This window comes from Embleya sp. L77, assembly GCF_055557415.1.
The window spans coordinates 506073-525553 of the sequence record NZ_CM145709.1 but is presented as its reverse complement, the minus strand read 5'-3'; the positions used below and the strand labels follow the sequence as shown (position 1 = coordinate 525553).

Below are 19481 nucleotides of genomic sequence, written 5' to 3'. Positions count from 1 at the left end.
GGGAACGATTGCGCCACCCGGCGGGCGCACACCACCCACACCACTGCCGCACCACCCGGCCGCTGACCTGCACCGATACCATATACGTGCAGGTCAGTGCGATGTTGACACCGCGCCCGCATCGCCCAGTACGTTCGACCCGGTCCACCGTAGGACGACCGGCAGGAGAACACCCTCCCCGAGCACGCGCACGCCTCCGGGCCACAGGTGGCACAGCCACCGGGCGCCAGGTCCGGAACCGGCATGACACGCGCCGGGAGGCCGCCCCACGCGGCCACGAACGGCAGAGCGGCACCCGTGCAGCCGCCCCGCCGGACGCGAGCACACCCCGTGCCGGAAGGTGAGACCGCGGCAGAGCCCGGTCGCCCAGTAGACAACGACCACCGCGACCGACAGCCAGCCGGTCCGGGGCCGGCCCGAAGGGCGACCGAGCTCCCGCCGTCACCAGCCCGCCGCCGAGCACGAGCCGAAACCGAACGCCCACCTCGAACGTTGTAACGTCACTGCATCACCCGACCGGCGCAACTCCGTGCCGCGCGCGGCAGCAGCGATCCGCAACGACCCAGCGAGGGGGCCCCACGGTGCCGCAGCTCGACAGCACCACAGTGCCCGAGGGCGTCTCGCCCCCGGCGCCGGCCCCCGCTCGCAAGCAGCGCCTGCGCCGCACCCGCGCCACCGCCGTGAGCATCTACCGCCGCCCCGCCCGCCCGGTCACCGCACTGGTCGCCGGCCTGTTGCTCGCGCTCGCGTTCCCGCCCTACGACATCTGGCCGCTGAGCATCCTCGCGGTCACCGCGCTCGGCATCGCGGTGCACGGGCAGCGCACCCGCACCGGCTTCGGCTACGGCCTGCTGTTCGGCCTGCCGTTCATGCTGTGGCTGCTCAAGTGGCTGCGTGTGGTGGGACCGGACGCGTGGATCGTGCTGTCGGTGGTGCAGGCGCTGTACATCGCCGCCCTGGCCGCCGCGCTCACCCTGATCGGCAAACTGCGGCTGTGGCCGCTGTGGACCGCCTGCCTGTGGGTCGCCGAGGAACTGGTGCGCGACCGCGTCCCGTTCGGCGGCTTCCCGTGGGGCCGACTGGCGTTCGCCAACACCGCGACACCGTTCACCCCGATCGCCGCGCTCGCCGGCGCCCCCGGAGTGACCTTCGCCGTCGCCCTCACCGGCGCGCTGCTCGGATGGGCCGCGCTGCGGCTGTACGGGGTCCACGCTGGTCGTGACGGCGAATCGGCCGCCGAGAGCCCGGAGGGCGTCCGTACGCCGCGCAGCGCCGTTCCGCTGGCTCTGGGCGCCATCGGCCTGGCGATCGCCGTCCCCGCGAGCGCCTACGCGGTCCCCATACCCACCGGGGGCCACGCCGCCGGTCCCGACACCGCGACCATCGCGGTCGTCCAGGGCAACGTCCCGCGCACCGGCCTGGACTTCCTCGGCCAACGCCGCGCGGTCCTGGACAACCACGTGCGACAGACCCACAAGCTGGCCGCCGACGTGCGGGCCGGCAAGGTCGAGAAGCCCGAACTGGTGATCTGGCCGGAGAACTCCTCCGACCTGAACCCGTTCGAGGAACGCGACGCGTACGCGCTCATCGACGGCGCGGTCAAGGACATCGGCGTCCCCGTGCTCACCGGCGTGCTGGTCGCCGGCCCCGACGCCACGCACATCCAGAACCAGGGCATCGTGTGGGACCCGGTCACCGGTCCCGGCGCCTCCTACACCAAGCGCCACCCGGTGCCGTTCGGCGAATACATCCCGATGCGCGAACTGCTCACCAAGTTCATCAGCCGGCTCGAACGTGTCCCGCGCGACTTCTACCCCGGCAAGACCGTCGGCGTCATGCAGCTGGGCCCGGCCCGGATCGGCGACGTGATCTGCTTCGAGATCGCCTACGACAACGTCACCCGTGAGGCGGTCACCCACGGCGGTCGAGTCCTGGTCGTGCAGACCAACAACGCCACCTACGGGCGCACCGGACAACCCGAGCAGCAACTCGCGATGTCCAGGCTGCGCGCGATCGAGCACGGCCGCGCGGTGCTGATCGCGGCCACCTCCGGCATCAGCGCGATCGTCATGCCGGACGGAAAAGTGGTCGAACGCACCCGCGAATTCACCGCCGACACCCTGGTCGTGGACGTTCCACTGCGCGACGACCGCACGCTCGCCACCCGACTCGGTTCGGCTCCCGAGTGGATCCTGGCTATCGTCGGTCTCCTCGCCTGCGCGTACGGCATCCTCCGCCGTCGGCGCAAGCCCTGGATCACCACCCCCGGCATCCCGCCGACCCCCGCCGACGCCGGCGTCGACACCCGCGCCGACGCCAACGCCATCAAGGAGATGATGTGACCGACAGCGAGCAGACCAGCTTCGCCGATCTCGGCAAGGTGCTCGTCATCATCCCCACCTACAACGAATCGGAGAACATCGAGCCGATCGTCGCCCGCCTGCGCGCAGCCGTGCCGGACGTCGACGTGCTGATCGCCGACGACAACAGTCCCGACGGCACCGGCGACATCGCCGACACGCTCGCCGAGCACGACCCGCACATCCAGGTCATGCACCGGGCCGGCAAGGAGGGCCTGGGCGCCGCCTACATCGCGGGCTTTCGCTGGGGCATCGACCGCGGCTACGACATCCTGGTGGAGATGGACGCCGACGGTTCGCACCAGCCCGAGCAACTGCCGCGCCTGCTCGAAGCGGTGCGCGACGCGGACCTGGTGCTGGGCTCGCGCTGGGTCCCCGGCGGCGGCGCGGTCAACTGGCCCGGACACCGCAAGCTCATCTCCCGGGGCGGCAGTACCTACTCGCGGCTGATGCTCGGCGTCGACATCCACGACGTCACCGGCGGCTTCCGGGCCTTCCGCAAGGACACCCTGCTCGGCATCGGCCTGGACGAGGTCGCCTCGCAGGGCTACTGCTTCCAGGTGGACCTGGCCTGGCGGGCGATCCGCAAGGGCTACCGCGTCCTGGAGGTGCCGATCACCTTCATCGAACGCGAGCGCGGCAACAGCAAGATGAGCAACTCGATCGTCGCCGAGGCGCTGTGGCGGGTCACCGCATGGGGCGTCGGCCGACGGGTCGGCAAGTACCCGAACGAGAGCGCCCCCGAGACGGCCGCCGCCCACCCCGCAGGCACCGGCGGTACGAGCGGCCCCGGCGACCCGGGCGCCGCCGGGAGCACCGAGGGCGAGGGCGCCCCGGGCACCGGCTCCACCGGTTCCACGAGCACCACCGGATCCGCCGGCGCCACCGGTGCCACCCCGCCGAGGACGTGATTGCGTGAGTACCCCGCTGCGCCGAGCGGCCAAGCTCCTGCCGATCATCGCGCTGCCGCTGGCCGAGATCTACGTGATCAGCCGGGTCGGCGGCGCCATCGGGGCGGGTCGGACCTTCCTGCTGATCCTGGCCGGCGTCGCGCTGGGCTCGCTGGTGATCCGCTACGAGGGCCGCCGGGTGTTGACCCGGCTGCGGGCGCTCGGCGAACAGGCGCAGCGCGAGGGCCAGAGCGACCCGACCGTGCTCGCGGCCCAGGGCAAGGAGGCGACCAAGGCCGCCGCCGACGCGGGCGTGGTGATCCTGGGCGGCATCCTGCTGATCATCCCCGGGTTCATCACCGACGTGCTGGGCCTGCTGTGCGTGCTGCCGTTCACCCGGCCGCTGATCCGGCGACTGATCGGCACGGTGGTGGCCGCGAAGGTGGCGAGCAGCCCGCGGTTCTCCGGCGCGGTGCAGGAGGCGCGGATCCACCGCCCGGACGGCAAGATCGTGCGCGGCGAGGTGATCGACCCGCAGGACGTGCACCGTGACGACGACCCGCCGCAGCAGCCGCCGCGCGAACTGCCCTGAGGGCGGTTCCCGGGCGGCCCGGCGGGACGCATCGCCACGGCACGACCGGACACAGCACGACGCCCGGGGCGCCACGATCGTGAGATCGTCGGCGCCCCGGGCGTCGGTGCCACCTGTCGACGGGATCCGCACGTGCCCGGAGCGGGCTCGCGCGGTGCTCGCTCAGGCGCTCTTGCGGTTGTTGCGCGGATCGTGGTGGAGGTTGATCCCACCCGACCGCAATACGGCGAGGCGCTCGGCGAGTACCTCTTCCAGCTCTTCCCGGGTACGCCGCTCCATGAGCATGTCCCAGTGCGTGCGCGTGGCCTTGTTCTTCTTTTCCTCCGGCGGCGTGCCGTCCACCAACTGCGCGACGGCACCGCAGCTGCGGCACTCCCACGTCGAGGGGATCTCCGCCTCGACGGAGAACGGCATCTCGAAGCGGTGCCCCCTGGGGCAGTCGTATTCCACGGTGCGACGCGGCGCCAGATCGATACCGCGATCGGTCTCGTAGCTGGTGGCGCCAAGGCGTGTGCCGCGGAGAGCTCGCTCACTCATGAATCGTGCCTCCTGGCTTGATCTACCCACATCGACAGGTCTTGCTGTCTCGTCCGTTTGCAGAACGCGTGACGGGCCCCGAAGATTCCCGACCGAGGGGTCGGTGGGCAGGAGCCGGGGTCCGTGACGGTGGGTAGCTACCCGAAAACGGATGATTCATTACATGACCGGGAGAAAGTGACATAAAACTCGCCTGATCGGCCCGGGAATCGATGACGTACGCCTGCCCGGTATGCACGTCGCCACGCACAGCGAAGTCGGGCGGCGTCAACGATCACGGATCTCCGCCCAGACGATCTTTCCGGTGTCCGTGGGACGCACGCCCCAGTCGGTGGTCATCCCGGCCACGATGCACAGTCCCCGATGCCGCTCGTCGTGGCCGGGCGAGGAGATCTCCTTGGGCAGCCGCCCGTCGTGGTCGACCACCTCGACGATCAGCCGGCCGGGGTGATGGCGCAGCCGCAGTTCCATCGGCGTGCGGGCGTGCTCGGCCGCGTTGGAGACGAGTTCGGTGACCACCGAGCACGTGGTGTCGCTGTGGTCGGTCAGCTCCCAGCGGCCCAGCGTGGCGCGCACGAAGTCGCGGGCCTCGCGGGCCGAGCGCGGCGTCGGCGGCAGATCCAGGCCCGCGGTCCGCTCGATGCTGTGCCGGGCGCGCACCAGCAGCAGCGCGACGTCGTCCGGCTCCTGGCCGGTGAGCATGGTCTCGGTGAGCAGGTCGGCGACATCGGCGACGTTGTGGGCGCCGCCGGTGGTGCCGTCGATGTGCTCGGTCAGTTCCTGGAGCCGGTCGGTGAGCGAGGCGTCGTGCGACTCGACCAGGCCGTCCGTGTACAGGAGCAGTTGGTCGCCGGTGTCGAAGCCGACCACCGCGTCGTCGAAGGTGGTGCCGTCCAGGCCGAGCGGCACGCCGAGGTCGTCCTCCAGGAGTTCGACCTTGCCGTCCGCGCCGATCAGGGCGGGCGGCAGATGGCCGGCGTTGGACCAGTGCACGGTGGCGTCGCCGGGATCGTAGACCGCGTAGACGCAGGTGATGATCTGGTCCTCGCTGCCGAGCCCGGTGACCAGCCGGTTGAGGTGCCGCATCACCTGCCCGGGCGGCAGGTCCATCACCGCGTACGCCCGTACTGCGGCGCGCAGTTGGCCCATCACGGCGGCGGCCTGCAGACCTCGACCCATCACGTCGCCGACCACCAGGGCGATCCGGCCGGCGGACAGCGGGATCACGTCGAACCAGTCGCCGCCGACCTGTTGGCCCTTGGCGCCGGGCAGGTAGCGGAAGGCGATGTCGAGTTCGTCCAGGTCGGGCGGAACCTGCGGGAGCAGGCTGCGCTGGAGTTCGACGGCGGTGTCGCGCACGCTGCGGAACAGCCGGGCGTTCTCGATCGCGGTGGCGGCCTGTGCGGCGATGCCCAGGGCGAGTTGTTCGTCGCGTTCGGTGAACACGTCGGCCCGGGTGTGGCAGAAGGAGAACGCGCCCAGGTCCTCGCCGGTGGCGGTGGTCACCGGGATGGTCAGCAGGCTGCGTACGGGCGGTTGGCCGTCGGCGCTGATCCGATAGGGCAGCAGTCGGCCGGCGGCGGGGTCCTCGGTGAGGTCGCCGCGGCGCACGGTGACCGGCGGCGCGGTGGTGGTCTGCGGGCGGCTGCGCGCGGCGAGCGCGGGCCGGGGCCGGGGCAGCCGGTCGATCAGGGTGGGATCCGGGCTGGTGACGGCGTAGCGGGTGTCCGCGACGCCACCGGTGTCGTAGTCGATGTAGCGGAAGATGCCGTGCTCGGCGGCGATCACCGAGGTGGCGGCGTCGGTGGCGGCCTGGACCAGGCGTTCGAGGTTGAGTTCGCGGGTGAGCTTTTGGCCGACCCGGTAGAGGGTCTCGACGATCCGGGTTTCCTGGTCGAGTCGGCGCTGCTTGTAGGCGAGTTGCTCCTGCTGGGAGCGGACCCGGTCGCGGGCGTCCGCGGCGACCAGGGCCTGTTGCGCGGTGGTGCCCTCGTGGGCGGCCAGGAGCTGTTCGAGGGCGTCCAGGCGCGCGGCGGCCACGTGCGTGGTGGGGGTGTGCTGGGAGGGGCCGCCGGCGAACAGCGGCGCGGTGTTGAGCGGGAGCAGGGCCAGCCGGGTGGACACGGCGACGGTGCGGAAGAGCTCGGCGATCCGGGCCGGGACGGGTACGCGGGTGAACATCAACACCGTGAACAGTTCGCCGTCGGGGAGCTTGCCGGCGTAGCCGACCACGGATTTTATGCCGCTCGCCCGGATGAACTCCTTGTCCGGGACGGCGTCGCTGGTGAGCGCATCCGGGATGTGGTGGATGTCGTGCCGGTCCCACTCGTTGTCGGTGGGCAGCGGCCCGGCCACGATCTCCTCGGCGGTGACCCCGAGTTGCTCCAGCATGGCGCTGATCATCGGTGCCCGGCGGACCGCGCTCGCACTCGGGAAGGCGACCACCTGGTGGTGCCGCGATCGGGTGCGGTCGCACCACTCTGGCAGGTCGCCGACGGTGGCCAGCAGGGTGAGGCAGCGCAGGTCCGGGTGCGGGGCGAGATCGGGTTGCCGGCGCAGCGCGCGCTGTTCCAGGTCGGGGGTGAGGTTGCGCCAGGGCATGGTCTGGAACAGGCGGACGAGGACGAGTTGGGGCTGCCCGGTGTGCGGGTCGCGGAAGGTGGTGCGCAGGTGCTGCACGATCGCGCGGGCCGCGTCCTCGGTGGTGGCCGAGTCGGCGGTGACTTGGCGCAGTTCGGAACTGCACACGACCATGTCGCTGACGGTGAAGTTGGCGAGGTCGAACACTGGGCGTCCACGTCCTCCGTGGGGGTGCGGGCCCCCATCATGGCGCGCGAGTGGGGACGGAGTGGTGCGTTTTGGGTATTTGCCGGTGCGTCGGGCGTACGTCGAGGCCCCCCGAGCGTGGCTTGCTCGGGGGGCCTTCGCGGGGATGCCGGGGGGCTTCACGGCGGCTGTCGCGGGGGCCTTGCGGGCCTTGGTGAGAGCGTGGCGCAGGGTGGCGCGCCGGGGTTCAGCCGGTGGGCTCGGGCTCGCGTTCGGGTGCCTTGGCGAGCGAGATCGAGGGCATGTCGACGGGGAGGGCGTCGGCGTGGTGGGGGAGGAGCGCGAGCAGGCGCATGCGGTCGGCCTCCGAGGTGTCCTCCTCCAGCGGGTCGGGGGTGTGCGGGATCTGGATGCGCACCACGGGGCCGTTGCCGATCCGGACGTAACCGCGACCGGGAGGCATGCCCTCGCCGCCGGAGACGCCGGGGGTGGCGCCCAGCACGGTGAGGACGGTCTCCGGGTCGAGCGGGCCCAGCACGACGCGAGTGTGCGTGTCGGCGATCAGCGTGGGGCGCAGCCGCTCCAGGTGGCTGGGGCGGGCGCTGGTGATCACGCCGATGTGCGCGGCGCGTCCCAGGCGCAGCGGGAGGTCGAGTAGTTCCTGCGGGTCGGTGGTGCCCTGACCGGCGGCGAGGTCGGAGAGTTCGGTGATCTCGTCGAGGATCACCCACAGCGGGCGGCGGGCGTTGTCCGGGACCGGGGTGCCGTGTTGCTTGGCGTAGGTGACGGCGGCGATCCGGCGTTCGGTCTCGTGGCGCAGCCAGGTCAGGGTTTCCAGTGCGCCGTGGTAGCCGGTCTCGATCCGCAGGATGTTCCGCCGGCCGGCCAGGCACGCGTAGTCGCCGGAGCCGCTGCCGTCGACGACCACGATGTCGCCGTCCCGGGCGGCCTGGAGGGCGATGGTGCGCAGCAGGTTGGACTTGCCCGCGCCGGGGGCGGCGACGGCGAGCAGGTGCGGGTCGGTGCTGCGATTGCCGGTGCGCCAGATGACCGGTGGAAGCTGCCGGATGGTGTCGTCCACGTGCACCGGGATGCGGCGGTTGGTGCTGCCCGCGTCGGTGATGCCGAGCAGGATCTCGCACGGCGCGGTGACGAACTGCTGGGCGGGCACGGCCGTGGGCAGCGGGGGCAGGGCGGCGAGGGTGAGGTGGTTGCTCTCGGTGTCCCACTCGTAGAGGTACTCGCGACCGCGGCCGAGCTTGGCCTGGAGCACCCGTTCGATCCGGGCCCGGGCGGCGGGGTCGTCGTCGGTGAAGTAGGGGCTGTAGGTCAATTCGAGGCGGACGATCCGGTCGCCGTCGAGTTCCCAGTGTCGGAAGGCGTTCTGGTACGGGCTGCCGGGGTGGAACAGCCGGGCGGGATCGTGGTCGTCGGCGAGGTAGGGCACCAGGCCGTTGTAGACGGTCTGGAGTTTGACGTCGGTGGGATCGGGGCCGGGATCGGTGGCGGGCTTCTCCTCGTGGCCGAGCCAGGCGGCGCCGGCCAGCACCAGGAGCAGGGCGATCAGCGGGGCGTAGGGCAGGAAGTAGAGGGCGAGCAGGACCGCGGCGATGCCCGCGGTGCCGGCCTTGCGCTTGTCCGCCGAGGCGCCCTTCCACCAGTTGCGCGCCCATCCGAGCTGCCGGTTCAGACCTCGGGTGAGGGTGAGCACGGGCGAGAAGGTGTCCCGCGTGACGTGGGTGATGCGATGGGCGCGGGTGCGGGTGTTGCCGATGCCGTCCTTGGCGCGCCGGGCGATGGCGGCGAGGGAGGTGGGGCCGGGGGACATGCGGTCTCCGTGAGGGGTCGGTTCGGGTAGGCGGGAGGCCCCGGTTCGGGGGATGAGCCGGGGCCAGGGCGTGTCCTCGAAGGCCCGCCGGGTCCGCGGCCGCCGACACCGGGTGGTGGTGTCGCGCGGTCGCGGCCGGTCCGGCGGGGGATCGAGGACACGCCCTGGCGGCGGTGGGGACGCGCGGCCGGTCAGAAGTTGAGGCCGCTGAGCAGGTTGGCGATGCTGTTGCTGCTCGCCGCGATGTGCGGGGCGATCGAACTGCCTGCCAGGTAGAACCCGAAGAGGGCACAGACGAGGGCGTGCGGGAGTCTCAGCCCGTCCTTGCGGAAGAAGACGTAGGCGATGACGCCGAGCAGCAGGACGCCGGAGATGGACAGAACCATGGGTGCTCCTTCGGGCGGCGCACTCAGTGTGTGGCGTGCGCGGTGAGGATCCCGGTTCGGCCGAGGCCGTACAGGACCAGGAGGGTGGCGCCGAGGCGCCCGGGGGTGGACAACGCCCAGAGGGCGGCATGGAGGGCGATCACCAGCGGGAGCGTGGTGATCGCGTAGACGGTGTGGAAGGTGCGGGACCGGGCGGTGCCGGCGCGGGTGGCGGGAGCCAGGGTGCGGCGGACCACCGAGACGAGTGAGGGCAGTGCGGGGGTGGGTGGGGCGGGCGGGTTCTCGGCGACCGGGGTCGGGTCGGCGACGGGACGGGGTTCGGGGGCGGTGTCGGGGTCGGTGGGGGACTTGGAGCGGGGATAGGGCAGCAGTCGCATGTGGGTGAGGCGCATGTGGGTGTGGGTCTCCCCGAGGTGCCGGGTGCCGGGTTGGGATGCCGGCCGGTTGGCCTATCGACGTATTACCTAAAGTGCTCTTATCGTCACAAATGGTGCGCATGTGTCAAAGCATCAAACGGGTGGAATCGCCACGTCTTTTCCGGCACTCCACTCGTATGGGTGACTCGGAGCGCCCGTACGCGCGGGCGGGAGTCTCGAGTTGCGGCGGACCCGGCCGGGGCTGCGGGTTCCGTCGCGGCGGGGCGCACCGATGTCGATTTCCCGACAAACTCACCCATTGGAGTGGCGCCCGGGCGGCGCCCGAAGTGGTGGCCGGAGCGGCGGCCGCCGATCGGGTCGTTTCCACACCCGTCCGGTTCTGGCAGCGTGAGGCCATGGCCATCCTGCTCGTCGTGCACCACACGCCCTCGCCCACACTCGCCGAGATGCTGGAGGCGACGCTCGCCGGCGCCCGCGATCCGGAGATCGAGGACGTCGAGGTCCGGGTCCGGGCCGCACTCACCTGCTCGCCGGTCGAGGTCCTGGAGGCGGACGGCTACCTGCTGGGCACACCCGCGAACCTGGGCTATATGTCAGGGGCGCTGAAGCACTTCTTCGACTCGGCCTACTACCCCTGCCTGCACGAGACGGTCCGCCGCCCCTACGGCCTGTACGTACACGGCGGGAGCGACACCACCGGCGCGGTCCGCTCGGTCGAATCGGTGGCCACCGGCCTGCAATGGCGGCGGGTCCGCCCGCCGGTGGAGGTCGCCGGACCGCCCACCCGCGACACCCTCGCGGCCTGCACCGAGTTGGGCGCCGTCGTGGCCGCCGAACTGATGCCTCGGGAGTGACGCGGCCCGGCCTCCGGACGGGAGGCCGAGCCGCGCGCCCACCACCCTGCGGCGGACCGGCCGGTCGCAGCAACGACGGCCACGCACAGCATGTCTGGTGGGGCCGACACGCAGGCGGCCAGGGGGCGGTTCCCGACCGGAGCGAGGGGCGTCGCGGCGTGGTCGGCCGTGGCGTGGTGGTCGATCCGCACCGCGCGGTGTGCCGGTGCGACGGCCTCGACGCGTCGGGCAGGTGGGCGCTTGGCCGCCGCGCGATCGGTTGCTTCGGTGCGAGCTGGTGATGCGTTTGCCCGGGACGCGGGCTCCCTTGCGGGCGGGGGTGCGTCGGTCAGTGTGGGCGGGCCCAGTGTGGGGGGTGGGCTCGGGCGGTTCGCAGGGCGGCGGGGGTGGGGCGTTCGACCGTGTCGGGGACCGCTTCCAGCGGGATGGACAGGGCTCTCGCCCAGGTGCGGCGCCAGCTGAGGCGGCGTTGGGTTCGGGCGGCCTCGCGGCGGGCGCGGGCGGTGGCCCGGCGGGCGATCTCGGCGTGGGCGAGCACCTGGCTGCGCAGCCACATTGGGCGCGTATGCAGGAGTTCCTCGACGTAGGCGGTGGTCCACTTGTTGCTGCGCGGGCGCAGTTCCAGGACCAATTCCACCGGCAGCCCGAAGAGTTCGGCCACGGCGTCGTCGGTGAGGTGGTCGATGATCGCCTCGGCGGCGCGGCACACCGCCTCGGCGCGGCGCTGCTGGGCGTGCCATTCGCGATCGAGCCAGCGGGTGACCGCGGCGGTGGCGTGTTCGAGCTCGCGGTCGGCGTGCAACTCCAGCAGCCAGCGCGGCGGGTCGGTGGCCAACCGGTGCAGCAGGTCGGTGCTGATGTGGTGGTCGATCGACGGGATGCGGTGCGCGATGTCCTCGGCGGGCACGCCCAGCGTGGCCCACACCCGGTGCGGTCGGGCGAGGGAGCGCAGCGCGGTGAGCGCGCGCGGGACGGCGGCGGCGAGCAGATCGGCGATCTCGGCCGGCTTGTAACGACACTGGTCGCCGATCTCGGCGATGTCGCGCACGCGCGGGTCGCCCATGAACCGGCGCAGCCGCGCGGGCGCGGTGCCGTGCAGGCGGGCCAGCGCGCAGGCGAACGCGATCACGTCGGCCGGGTCGGTCTGCCGGTCGGGGGCCAGCGTCGCGAGATAGCGGCGCGCGTGGTGCGCACGTTCGCGGTTGTGCGCGCGGGTGGCGGCGGCCTTGGTCGCGGCCAGTGACCGGGCCACCCGCCGGGCGGCCTCGCGCAGTTCGCGATCCGCGGTGATGTGCGGATGCAGCGTGTCCACGTCGGCGGTGCGGTAGTAGCGCACCTCCAGGTCCCGGCCGTACCGGGAGACCCGCACCCGATCCACGACGGGCAGCCCGGCGGCCTGGGCGACCCGCCGGAAGCGCTCGCGGCTGATGCCCAGGCGGTGCGCGGCCTCGGTGGCGGTGAGCGGTTCTTCGCGACTGAGCGCGGTGAGGAAGGGGCCGGGGTCGGCGGCGGCGCGGGCGACCGCGTCGGCGTCGAAGGTGCCGTCCTGGTGTTGTGCGAGCAGTCCTGTTCGGGCGGCGAGGCGGACCTGGCGGGGGACGAGCCCCAGCGCCTTGCCGACGCGCGCCGCACCGATGCCTCCTCGGGTCACGACCGGCCCCTTCCGTACGGGTGACACCGAACGGGGCGACGATAGAACGGCTGCGGGGCATGAGGGAGGGCAAAGGGCGAAATCCGCCCGATCGTGCGGGGAAGCGATAGGGCAGGTTACGGCAAATGGGGGAGGGTGGGTGGGTTGTCGAGGCAGCGGATCGATGTGCCTCGATCGACCCGAATGCCTCGGTCGCGTCCGCGTGGCGGTTCGATCAGTCGATGGGGTCTACGAGGCCGCCGTGCCCGTTGTGCTCGCCGTGCCCGTCGGCCAGGGCGAGTTCGAAGCAGGCGAGTGGGAGGATGCCGTGATCGTCGCGGTACGGCGGGATGTCCCGGTAGCCCAGGGCCCGATACAGGCCGATCGCGCCGGTGCGCTGCGGCAGACAGTCCAGTACGACGCGGCGCGCGCCCACCGTCCGGGCGTGCGCGTGCAGGCAGGCCATCAGGGACCGGGCGACGCCGTGTCCGCGGGCGTGCGGGAGCACGTACAGGCGTTTGACCTCGGCGGTGTCGGCGTCGAGGAGATGGACACCGACGCCGCCGGCGGGCCGACCGTCCAGGAGGGCGGTGAAGTAGGCGCCGGGATGGGCGTAGTAGTCGGCCGGGTCGTCGTGGTCCACGCGGAAATAGGGCGGTAGTTGATCGGGGCTTTCCCAGCCCGGGTAGCCGGTCTCGTCGGCGGTCGCGTTGTAGTACGAGAAGAGCAGGTCGCGGGCGTGGGCGAGGTCCGTGGTGATGGTCGGACCGGAGGCGATCGTCATGGCAGGGGACCTTAGAGGCCACCACCGGGACGCCGCCCTGCGGGTGGCCGAGGCGACCGAGCGAGGCAGGGCAAGCGAGGCGGGAGAGAAGAAGGACCGGGCGAGGCGCGGGAGGCCGAGAACCCCCGGGGGACACTCGCCGGCGCTCGCCCGAGCAGCGCCGATGCCCGCCCACGGCAGCCGAACAGTGGAACCTGATCGTGTCGCGGAGCCACGCCGGCCGATGTCCCGGTTGCTGACCTTACGGTCGGATGCATGCGTATTGTCATTGCGGGTGGACACGGAAAGATCGCACTTCGGCTGGAGCGGTTGCTCGCCGATCGCGGACACACGGTGGTCGGGCTCATTCGCAACCCCGACCATGCGAACGACCTGGTGGCGGCCGGCGCCGAGCCGGTCGTGTGCGACTTGGAGCGGGCGCCGGTCGAGGAGGTCGTCGAGCACCTGGTCGGCGCGGACGCGGTGGTGTTCGCGGCGGGAGCGGGGCCGGACAGTACCCGCGAGCGGACCATGACGGTCGACTACGGCGGCGCGGTACTGCTCGCCGACGCGGCCGAGGACGCGGGCGTGCGGCGCTATGTGATCGTGTCCTCGATGGGCGCCTCGACCCGGCCGCCCGCCGACACCGACCCGGACTTCGCGCTCTACCTCAAGGCCAAGGGCGAGGCCGACGAGGACCTGGGTTCGCGCGGCGCGCTCGACCTGACCATCCTGCGCCCGGGCCGGCTCACCGACGGTCCCGGCACCGGGCTGATCGCACTGTCCGAGCGCGAGGGCCGCGGCGCGATCCGCCGGGACGACGTGGCGGCGATCCTGGCCGAACTGGTCACCCAGCCGGGCACGATCGGCAAGACCCTGGAGGTCGTCGGCGGCGACGTGCCGGTCGCCGAGGCGGTCAAGTACGCGGCGGCGAAGCCTCGGTCGTGAGGTCCAGCGCCATCAGTACGTCGTCCACATAGCGTCCGCCGAGCAGGAACTCGCCCTCCAGGACGCCCTCGATCCGGTAGCCGGCGGCCAGGTACAGGGCCCGGGCGGCGGTGTTGCCGCCGAGTACCCGCAGGGTGATCCGACGGGCCCCACGCCTGCGTGCCTCGGCCTCGGCCGCCGCGAGCAGCGCCCGGCCGACCCGGCGGCCCTGGTGGTCGGGGTGCACCGCGAGCCCGTTGACGATCTGCACGTGCCCGGTGGCCGGGCACAGCGTCGAGCGCTCCAGCAGCACGTAGCCCAGCACGAGGTCGCCCTCGTGGGCGACGAGCGTGTCGCGCACGTGCTCGGCGTTGCGGAAGAAGGCCTTGTCCGCGGCCCAGCGCGGGACCGGGGTGACGTCGGGGGACCAGGTGAGGTGGTCGATCTCGGCAAGACTCGTACCGTCGGCCTCGGTCGCGGGGCGGACCTGGACGCGGGTTTCCTCCGATGTGCGCGACATCCGATCATCGTCCCACCCCGGGCAGTACGCCGGGCAGGTCGGGTCGGGGACGATCTTGGCGACCGCTTCGTGTGCGCCGCCCCCGCGCCGCGCGTGCGCTCTAGACTCGCGCGCATGACTTCGCCCGAGCTGCCCTCGGACCTCGACCGGCTCGCGGCCGGCAAGTACGTGCTGTTGACCACGTTCCGGCGGGACGGCCGCGCGGTGGGCACCCCGGTGTGGGTGTTCCGCGACGGTGACGCGCTCGGGGTGTGGACCGCGCGGGACTCCGGCAAGGCAAAGCGGATCCGCAACGGCGGGAAGGTCACGGTCACCGCATGCGATGCGCGCGGGAGAACGCACGGAGCGGCGGTGCCCGGCCACGCGTCGTTGCTGGACGCCGCCGGCACGGAGCGCTACCGGGACCTGATCCGGCGCAAGTTCGGACTCGTCGGGCGGATGACCCTGTTCGGCAGCCGGTTGCGGCGCGGGACGTCGGGGACGGTCGGCGTCCGGGTCGAGCTGGGCGAGCGACCGTAGACCCGGGTGACCCCCACGGGTCCGGCCGGCCGTCGGGTTCGCGAGCCGACCGGGGCGCCGTGGTGGGCCGCGCGGCCGCGCCGGCCGGCTCAGAGGGTGAGTTTGAAGCCCACATGGGAGTCGCTGAAGCCGAGGTTGCGGTAGAAGCGGTGGGCGTTCTCGCGGGTGCTGTTGGAGGTGAGCTGAACCAGACTCGCCCCGCGTTCGCGAGCACGTTCGATGGCCCAACGCATCAGGATCGTGCCCAGGCCGTCGCCGCGCCGGGTGCTGTCGATGCGAACCGCCTCCACCAGGGCGCGGGTGGTACCGCGCTGGGACAGGCCCGGAATGATGGTCAGCTGGAGGGTGCCGATCACCTTGCGGCCGCCGGTCGCCGCATCGGGCCCGGTCATCACGATCAGTTCCTGGTTCGGATCGGCGGCCAGGCGCTCGAAGGCGGCCAGGTAGGGGGTCAGGTCCTCCTGCGAGTCCCGTCCCGAACCGAGCACGTCGTCCACCAGAAGCCCTACGATCGCGGCGATGTCGTCCCGGCCCGCCGGCCGGATTTCGATGTCGTTCATGGCGCCCAACGTAGAGGGCGCCCGTTGGAAGCCATCCTTCCGGTCCCGAACCCGACGCGCAGACGGCCGGGGACGGATGACTGGGATCACCTTTGTACGGCCAGGGGAGTAGGCGGGAATTCGGCCGCGCGCAGGATCCGTTGACACGATCGAGGGCGGATGCTTGTCAAGCCACATGGCAAGCGGCCTAACGGGGAGGTTCCACGTGGATGCCGTGCACGAGTGGGTGGAGCGGTTGGGAGATCTACCACCGCTGTACGCCTATGTCGTGATCGCTCTGGTCGCCGTCATCGAGACCGGGCTGCTCCTGGGCGTGTTCGCGCCCGCCGAACCGGTGCTCCTGCTGGGCGGCCTGCTCACCTCCACCGGTCACCTGGCACTGATTCCGGTGTTGATCATCGCCACCACCGCCGCGGTGGTCGGGGACACCCTGGGCTACCTCGCGGGCAGACATCGCAGTGAACGGATAAGGACCGGCCGCCTGGGGCGCCGGGTGGGCGAGCATCGCTGGGAACGGGCCGAGGAGATGTTCACCCGCGGCCGCGGCGCGGGCGGCGTGACCGTGATGCTGGGTCGCTGGGTCGCCTTCGCCCGGACCCTGCTGCCCCGGCTCGCCGGTGCCGCGGGCATGCCCTATCGGCGTTTCGCGCCGTGGAACGCGGTCGGCATCCTGGTCTGGGTGCCGGGCTCGATCATGCTGGGCCGACTCGCGGGCAGCGCGTACCCGTCGGCGGCGAGCGTCCCCGGTTGGATAGGGGTCGCGATCGTCGCGATCGGTATCGTCGCCGGCATCGTCACCTACGTGCGGCGGCGTCGGCGCCGCAAGGCCGAGGAGAACCGTTCCTCGGCGTTCGGGGACCCCGCGGCGGACGCAGCCGCGGGTTCTCGGCAAGATTTCGCGGGCGCGACGGTGGCCGTCCGGGAGGACAGCGCCGCCTGACCGGCGACGGGGCGAGGCGGGATCCGGCCCCCTCGTGCTGCCGGGCGCGTGGTGACGCCGGTCGCCGACCGTCGGTTCAGCCGCGCAGACCCGTGTCGCCGTGCCTGGCCACGTGCTCGTCCAGCGCGGCCAGCGCCCGGGTGACCTCCTCGTGCGAGCCGCCGCTGCGCTGCTCCCTCCAGTACGCGGTGCCCAGCTGCTTGAGCAGCGTGCCCGCCTCCCGGGTCACCTGGACCTCCTCGACCTTGTGCTTTCCGGTGTTCATGGTGTCTTCGGCCATCTTCTTGGCCTTGTCGAGGAAGCCGCTCATCGCGCCGTTCTCCGTTCCCATTGCGGACGGACATCGCTGCCGTACCGAGATCCACTGCCGTATCGAGACTTCGGCCATCGAGGTCGGGATCCTGCCGACATCCCTCGATGGTCGATCAACGAATGGCACGGAAGCGAAGATCCCGAACGGAAGTGCACCGGTTCGGCGACGCATTTCACCCGTTCGGCGCCGCCAGCGCCCGTTCGACCGCCGCCATCACGTGCTGCCAGTGGGTCCGCTGCCGGGCCCGCTCCCCGGCGTCGGCCAACCACTCCTGATGAAACCGCAGCACCGTTCGTCCCGGCCCGCTCGCGCCCGTCGTCACCTGCACGGTCGTGTCGTGATCCCAGCCCGGCAACCGGCTCGTCACCCGGACCCGGTCCAGCTCGCGCCACCCGCGCACCTCGCCGGTGCCGCCGTCCGCGGTGGTGTACGGCGCGCCCCGGGTCGGCGTCAGGTCCACGTCCTCGCCCAACCACAGGGCCAGGCCGGCGGCGGAGGTGATCAACTCCCACACCTGCTCGACGGGATACGGGAGCGTCTTGGAGACGCCGATCTGATAACCCGCGTCCTGTGTCCGGCCGGTGGTCTCGCTCATGGTCCTACCCTCCTGGTGCGGTGCTGCGCCCAGTCTCGTTCGAGTACCTGTCAATACCCGTCAGGTATGCGCGACACTGGCGATCATGCGCGCGAGCCGACTGCTGACCATCCTGATGACTCTGCAAACCCGGGGTCTGGTCACCGCGACCGAACTGGCCGAGCAGCTGGAGGTGTCGGTCCGCACCGTCTACCGCGACGTCGAGGCGCTCGGCGCGGCAGGTGTGCCGGTGTACGCCGAGCGGGGGCCGGCCGGTGGATATCGGCTGCTGGAGGGCTTTCGCACGCGGATCAACGGGCTCACCCACGACGAGGCGGACGCGCTGTTCCTGGCCGGACTGCCGGGGCCCGCGGCCGAACTGGGACTGGGCGCGGTGGTCGCGTCCGCGCAGCTCAAGGTGCAGGCGGGGCTGCCCGCCGAGCTGCGCGAGCGGGTGGGCCGTGCGCAGCTGCGTTTCCATCTGGACGCGCCGGGGTGGCATCGCGAGGCGGACCATTCGCCGGAACTCGCCCGGATCGCCGCCGCCGTGTGGACCGACCGGCGGATCCGGGTGCACTACCGGCGCTGGACGGGCGAGGTCACCCGGGACCTGGAGCCGTACGGCCTCGTGCTCAAGGCCGGGGCGTGGTACCTGGTGGCCCGTACGGTGCAGGCGAGCGAGCATCGCGACCGTACGTATCGGGTGGTGCGGATCGAGGAGCTGGATGTGCTCGACGAGGTGTTCGAGCGTGATCCGACCTTCGACCTGGCGGCCTACTGGCAGGCCTGGTCCCGGGACTTCGTCGAACAGCTGCGCCCGATCCGCGCGCAGGTGCTGCTGAGCGAGGACGCCCGCCGGGCGGTCCGACAACTGTTCGGGGCGTACGTGGCGGACACCGTCGAGGCGAGCGCGGGAGAGCCGCTGGCGGACGGTCGGGTCCGGGCCGACTTCCCGATCGAGTCGATCGAGTCGGCCGTGTCGGAACTGCTGCGGCTCGGCCCGGAGGTCGAGGCCCTGGACCCACCCGAACTGCGCGCGGAACTGGCCGCCGCCGCGCGGGCGACGGCGGCGCGGTACGTCTAGGCCGTGTCCGGCGGATCTTGGTGGGGCCGCGCCGCCTGGCATCCGCCCTTCGGGCTCCTCGCTGCGCTCGTCTCGCCGCACCGGAGAAACAGCCGAATAGAACACTATGCGGCTGCTTCTCCGGCACGCCGAGCCACGGCACCAGACGACGCGACCCCACCAAGATCCACCGGACACGCCTAGCGCCCGCGCCGCCGTGGCGGTGGACCGACGTGCCCGGACGGGATCTACGCGCCGGCGCGGCGGAACACGCGGACGCCCAGCAGCACCGACACCGCGACCAACCCGAGCGAGGTCAGCACGCCCATGCCGACCGTGCCGCCGTAGTCGCCGACGAACGCGGACCGCACCGCCTGCACCTGGTAGCGCAGCGGGTTGCCCCGGGAGATGCCGTCCAGCCAGCCCGGGGCCAGCGACATCGGCAGCAGGATGCCGGACAGCAGCATCACCGGCAGGTTCACCGAGTTCACCACCGGGGCGAACTCCTGCGGACTGTCCACCCGCATCGCCAGGGCGTAGGACAGGGACGCGAGCGAGGCGGTCATCAGCGCGACGAAGCCGAATCCGATCAGCACGCCCAGCAGCGGCGCGCGCAGTCCGAACGCCACACCGACCGCGACCAGCACCACGGACTGCACGAGCATCTGCACGATGTCCTTGAGCACGCGCCCGAGCAGGAGCGCGAGTCGGCTCACCGGAGTCACCCGCATGCGCTCCACCACGCCGTGCTGCTTCTCGATCAGGATCCCGAAGCCCGCGAACGCGGCGCTGAAGAGCCCGAGTTGGACCAGCAGGCCGGGAACCAGGGTCTGCCAGGAGTCGCCGTCGCCGCCGAGCGGGACGTCGCGCAGGAGCGGGCCGAACAGGATCAGGAACAGCAGCGGCTGGATGATGCCGAAGATCAGGCCGATCCTGGCGGACACGGTCTGGCGCAGGTAGCGGCCGAAGATCAGGAGGGTGTCGGACACGAGGGCGGAGGATGCGGAGGGAACCGGTCGTGCGGGCGGCGCGACTCGGGTGGTTCGCACGGTGGGTGTCGACGGTGTGGATGACGTGGACAT

The 19481-nt window shown here is 71.9% G+C and carries 20 protein-coding genes; 8 read left to right on the top strand and 12 right to left on the bottom strand.

Annotated elements, in window-relative coordinates:
- Positions 1-581 precede the first annotated feature (581 nt).
- From lnt to ACZOOI_RS02160, 3 genes are read left to right on the top strand one after another with little or no spacing between them, the layout of a single operon-like run.
- Positions 582-2342, top strand: coding sequence for an apolipoprotein N-acyltransferase (gene lnt / locus ACZOOI_RS02170; protein WP_465279129.1), 1761 nt, complete (start codon positions 582-584; stop codon positions 2340-2342).
- Complete coding sequence (locus tag ACZOOI_RS02165; RefSeq protein WP_465279128.1) at positions 2339-3271, top strand: polyprenol monophosphomannose synthase; 933 nt, start codon at positions 2339-2341, stop codon at positions 3269-3271. The genes lnt and ACZOOI_RS02165 overlap by 4 nt, the downstream gene beginning before the upstream one ends.
- A 4-nt stretch (positions 3272-3275) precedes the next feature.
- Positions 3276-3842 carry an FxsA family protein gene (locus ACZOOI_RS02160; RefSeq protein WP_465279127.1) on the top strand — a complete coding sequence of 189 codons (567 nt, stop codon included), beginning with the start codon at positions 3276-3278 and terminating at the stop codon, positions 3840-3842.
- A 162-nt stretch (positions 3843-4004) separates the two neighbouring features.
- Here the strand turns inward: ACZOOI_RS02160 and ACZOOI_RS02155 are convergent, their stop codons facing one another.
- The 5 genes from ACZOOI_RS02155 to ACZOOI_RS02135 all read right to left on the bottom strand — a co-directional run bounded on the left by ACZOOI_RS02155 (position 4005) and on the right by ACZOOI_RS02135 (position 9751).
- Positions 4005-4379, bottom strand: a complete 375-nt coding sequence (locus tag ACZOOI_RS02155; protein WP_391586117.1) for an RNA polymerase-binding protein RbpA — start codon at positions 4377-4379, stop codon at positions 4005-4007.
- Between the two features lie 267 nt (positions 4380-4646).
- A complete protein-coding gene (locus ACZOOI_RS02150; RefSeq protein ID WP_465279126.1) occupies positions 4647-7166 on the bottom strand; it encodes an ATP-binding SpoIIE family protein phosphatase in 2520 nt (839 codons plus the stop codon).
- Between the two features lie 226 nt (positions 7167-7392).
- Positions 7393-8973 carry an ATP-binding protein gene (locus ACZOOI_RS02145; protein ID WP_465279125.1) on the bottom strand — a complete coding sequence of 527 codons (1581 nt, stop codon included), beginning with the start codon at positions 8971-8973 and terminating at the stop codon, positions 7393-7395.
- Positions 8974-9164: 191 nt separating this feature from the next.
- Entirely contained in the window at positions 9165-9359 is a 195-nt protein-coding gene (locus ACZOOI_RS02140) for a DUF2304 domain-containing protein (RefSeq protein ID WP_465279124.1), read from the bottom strand.
- Positions 9360-9382: 23 nt separating this feature from the next.
- Positions 9383-9751: a hypothetical protein gene (locus tag ACZOOI_RS02135; protein WP_465279123.1), complete on the bottom strand. Its 369-nt coding sequence runs from the start codon at positions 9749-9751 to the stop codon at positions 9383-9385.
- A gap of 380 nt (positions 9752-10131) precedes the next feature.
- Here ACZOOI_RS02135 and ACZOOI_RS02130 point away from each other — a divergent pair, with 380 nt between their 5' ends.
- Positions 10132-10590 carry a flavodoxin family protein gene (locus ACZOOI_RS02130; RefSeq protein ID WP_465279122.1) on the top strand — a complete coding sequence of 153 codons (459 nt, stop codon included), beginning with the start codon at positions 10132-10134 and terminating at the stop codon, positions 10588-10590.
- Between the two features lie 328 nt (positions 10591-10918).
- Here the strand turns inward: ACZOOI_RS02130 and ACZOOI_RS02125 are convergent, their stop codons facing one another.
- Both ACZOOI_RS02125 and ACZOOI_RS02120 read right to left on the bottom strand, forming a co-directional pair.
- The gene (locus ACZOOI_RS02125; protein ID WP_465279121.1) at positions 10919-12241 is read right to left on the bottom strand and encodes a hypothetical protein; all 1323 of its coding nucleotides are present in this window, start codon (positions 12239-12241) and stop codon (positions 10919-10921) included.
- A 214-nt stretch (positions 12242-12455) separates the two neighbouring features.
- Positions 12456-13004, bottom strand: coding sequence for a GNAT family N-acetyltransferase (locus ACZOOI_RS02120; RefSeq protein WP_465279120.1), 549 nt, complete (start codon positions 13002-13004; stop codon positions 12456-12458).
- A 255-nt stretch (positions 13005-13259) separates the two neighbouring features.
- Here ACZOOI_RS02120 and ACZOOI_RS02115 point away from each other — a divergent pair, with 255 nt between their 5' ends.
- Positions 13260-13931: an SDR family oxidoreductase gene (locus tag ACZOOI_RS02115; protein WP_465279119.1), complete on the top strand. Its 672-nt coding sequence runs from the start codon at positions 13260-13262 to the stop codon at positions 13929-13931.
- Here the strand turns inward: ACZOOI_RS02115 and ACZOOI_RS02110 are convergent.
- Positions 13900-14430 carry a GNAT family N-acetyltransferase gene (locus ACZOOI_RS02110; RefSeq protein WP_465279118.1) on the bottom strand — a complete coding sequence of 177 codons (531 nt, stop codon included), beginning with the start codon at positions 14428-14430 and terminating at the stop codon, positions 13900-13902. The two genes, ACZOOI_RS02115 and ACZOOI_RS02110, sit on opposite strands and share 32 nt — an antisense overlap.
- Before the next feature lie 114 nt (positions 14431-14544).
- Between ACZOOI_RS02110 and ACZOOI_RS02105 the strand changes: the two genes are divergently transcribed.
- Positions 14545-14949 carry a PPOX class F420-dependent oxidoreductase gene (locus tag ACZOOI_RS02105; RefSeq protein ID WP_465279117.1) on the top strand — a complete coding sequence of 135 codons (405 nt, stop codon included), beginning with the start codon at positions 14545-14547 and terminating at the stop codon, positions 14947-14949.
- Between the two features lie 89 nt (positions 14950-15038).
- Here ACZOOI_RS02105 and ACZOOI_RS02100 read toward each other — a convergent pair whose 3' ends face one another.
- Positions 15039-15509 (bottom strand): GNAT family N-acetyltransferase, encoded by a 471-nt coding sequence (locus ACZOOI_RS02100; RefSeq protein WP_465279116.1) that lies wholly within the window; start codon positions 15507-15509, stop codon positions 15039-15041.
- Positions 15510-15714: 205 nt separating this feature from the next.
- Between ACZOOI_RS02100 and ACZOOI_RS02095 the strand changes: the two genes are divergently transcribed.
- On the top strand, positions 15715-16449 hold the full coding sequence (locus ACZOOI_RS02095) for a DedA family protein (RefSeq protein ID WP_465279115.1): 735 nt from the start codon (positions 15715-15717) through the stop codon (positions 16447-16449).
- Positions 16450-16525: 76 nt separating this feature from the next.
- On the opposite strand, the gene ACZOOI_RS02090 is transcribed toward ACZOOI_RS02095, so the two are convergent.
- Positions 16526-16759 (bottom strand): hypothetical protein, encoded by a 234-nt coding sequence (locus ACZOOI_RS02090; RefSeq protein ID WP_465279114.1) that lies wholly within the window; start codon positions 16757-16759, stop codon positions 16526-16528.
- A 175-nt stretch (positions 16760-16934) separates the two neighbouring features.
- A complete protein-coding gene (locus ACZOOI_RS02085; protein ID WP_465279113.1) occupies positions 16935-17357 on the bottom strand; it encodes an SRPBCC domain-containing protein in 423 nt (140 codons plus the stop codon).
- Positions 17358-17442: 85 nt separating this feature from the next.
- Here ACZOOI_RS02085 and ACZOOI_RS02080 point away from each other — a divergent pair, with 85 nt between their 5' ends.
- Positions 17443-18420: a helix-turn-helix transcriptional regulator gene (locus tag ACZOOI_RS02080; protein WP_465279112.1), complete on the top strand. Its 978-nt coding sequence runs from the start codon at positions 17443-17445 to the stop codon at positions 18418-18420.
- A gap of 227 nt (positions 18421-18647) precedes the next feature.
- On the opposite strand, the gene ACZOOI_RS02075 is transcribed toward ACZOOI_RS02080, so the two are convergent.
- Positions 18648-19388, bottom strand: a complete 741-nt coding sequence (locus ACZOOI_RS02075) for an ABC transporter permease (RefSeq protein ID WP_465279111.1) — start codon at positions 19386-19388, stop codon at positions 18648-18650.
- Positions 19389-19481 lie beyond the last annotated feature (93 nt).

Bases quoted from the DNA above. Each gene is read 5' to 3' on its own strand.
- ACZOOI_RS02155 (WP_391586117.1), bottom strand. From the start codon at position 4,379: ATGAGTGAGCGAGCTCTCCGCGGCACACGCCTTGGCGCCACCAGCTAC.
- ACZOOI_RS02145 (WP_465279125.1), bottom strand. From the start codon at position 8,973: ATGTCCCCCGGCCCCACCTCCCTCGCCGCCATCGCCCGGCGCGCCAAG.
- ACZOOI_RS02140 (WP_465279124.1), bottom strand. From the start codon at position 9,359: ATGGTTCTGTCCATCTCCGGCGTCCTGCTGCTCGGCGTCATCGCCTAC.
- ACZOOI_RS02135 (WP_465279123.1), bottom strand. From the start codon at position 9,751: ATGCGCCTCACCCACATGCGACTGCTGCCCTATCCCCGCTCCAAGTCC.
- ACZOOI_RS02130 (WP_465279122.1), top strand. From the start codon at position 10,132: ATGGCCATCCTGCTCGTCGTGCACCACACGCCCTCGCCCACACTCGCC.
- ACZOOI_RS02120 (WP_465279120.1), bottom strand. From the start codon at position 13,004: ATGACGATCGCCTCCGGTCCGACCATCACCACGGACCTCGCCCACGCC.
- ACZOOI_RS02115 (WP_465279119.1), top strand. From the start codon at position 13,260: ATGCGTATTGTCATTGCGGGTGGACACGGAAAGATCGCACTTCGGCTG.
- ACZOOI_RS02110 (WP_465279118.1), bottom strand. From the start codon at position 14,430: ATGTCGCGCACATCGGAGGAAACCCGCGTCCAGGTCCGCCCCGCGACC.
- ACZOOI_RS02105 (WP_465279117.1), top strand. From the start codon at position 14,545: ATGACTTCGCCCGAGCTGCCCTCGGACCTCGACCGGCTCGCGGCCGGC.
- ACZOOI_RS02100 (WP_465279116.1), bottom strand. From the start codon at position 15,509: ATGAACGACATCGAAATCCGGCCGGCGGGCCGGGACGACATCGCCGCG.
- ACZOOI_RS02090 (WP_465279114.1), bottom strand. From the start codon at position 16,759: ATGAGCGGCTTCCTCGACAAGGCCAAGAAGATGGCCGAAGACACCATG.
- ACZOOI_RS02085 (WP_465279113.1), bottom strand. From the start codon at position 17,357: ATGAGCGAGACCACCGGCCGGACACAGGACGCGGGTTATCAGATCGGC.
- ACZOOI_RS02080 (WP_465279112.1), top strand. From the start codon at position 17,443: ATGCGCGCGAGCCGACTGCTGACCATCCTGATGACTCTGCAAACCCGG.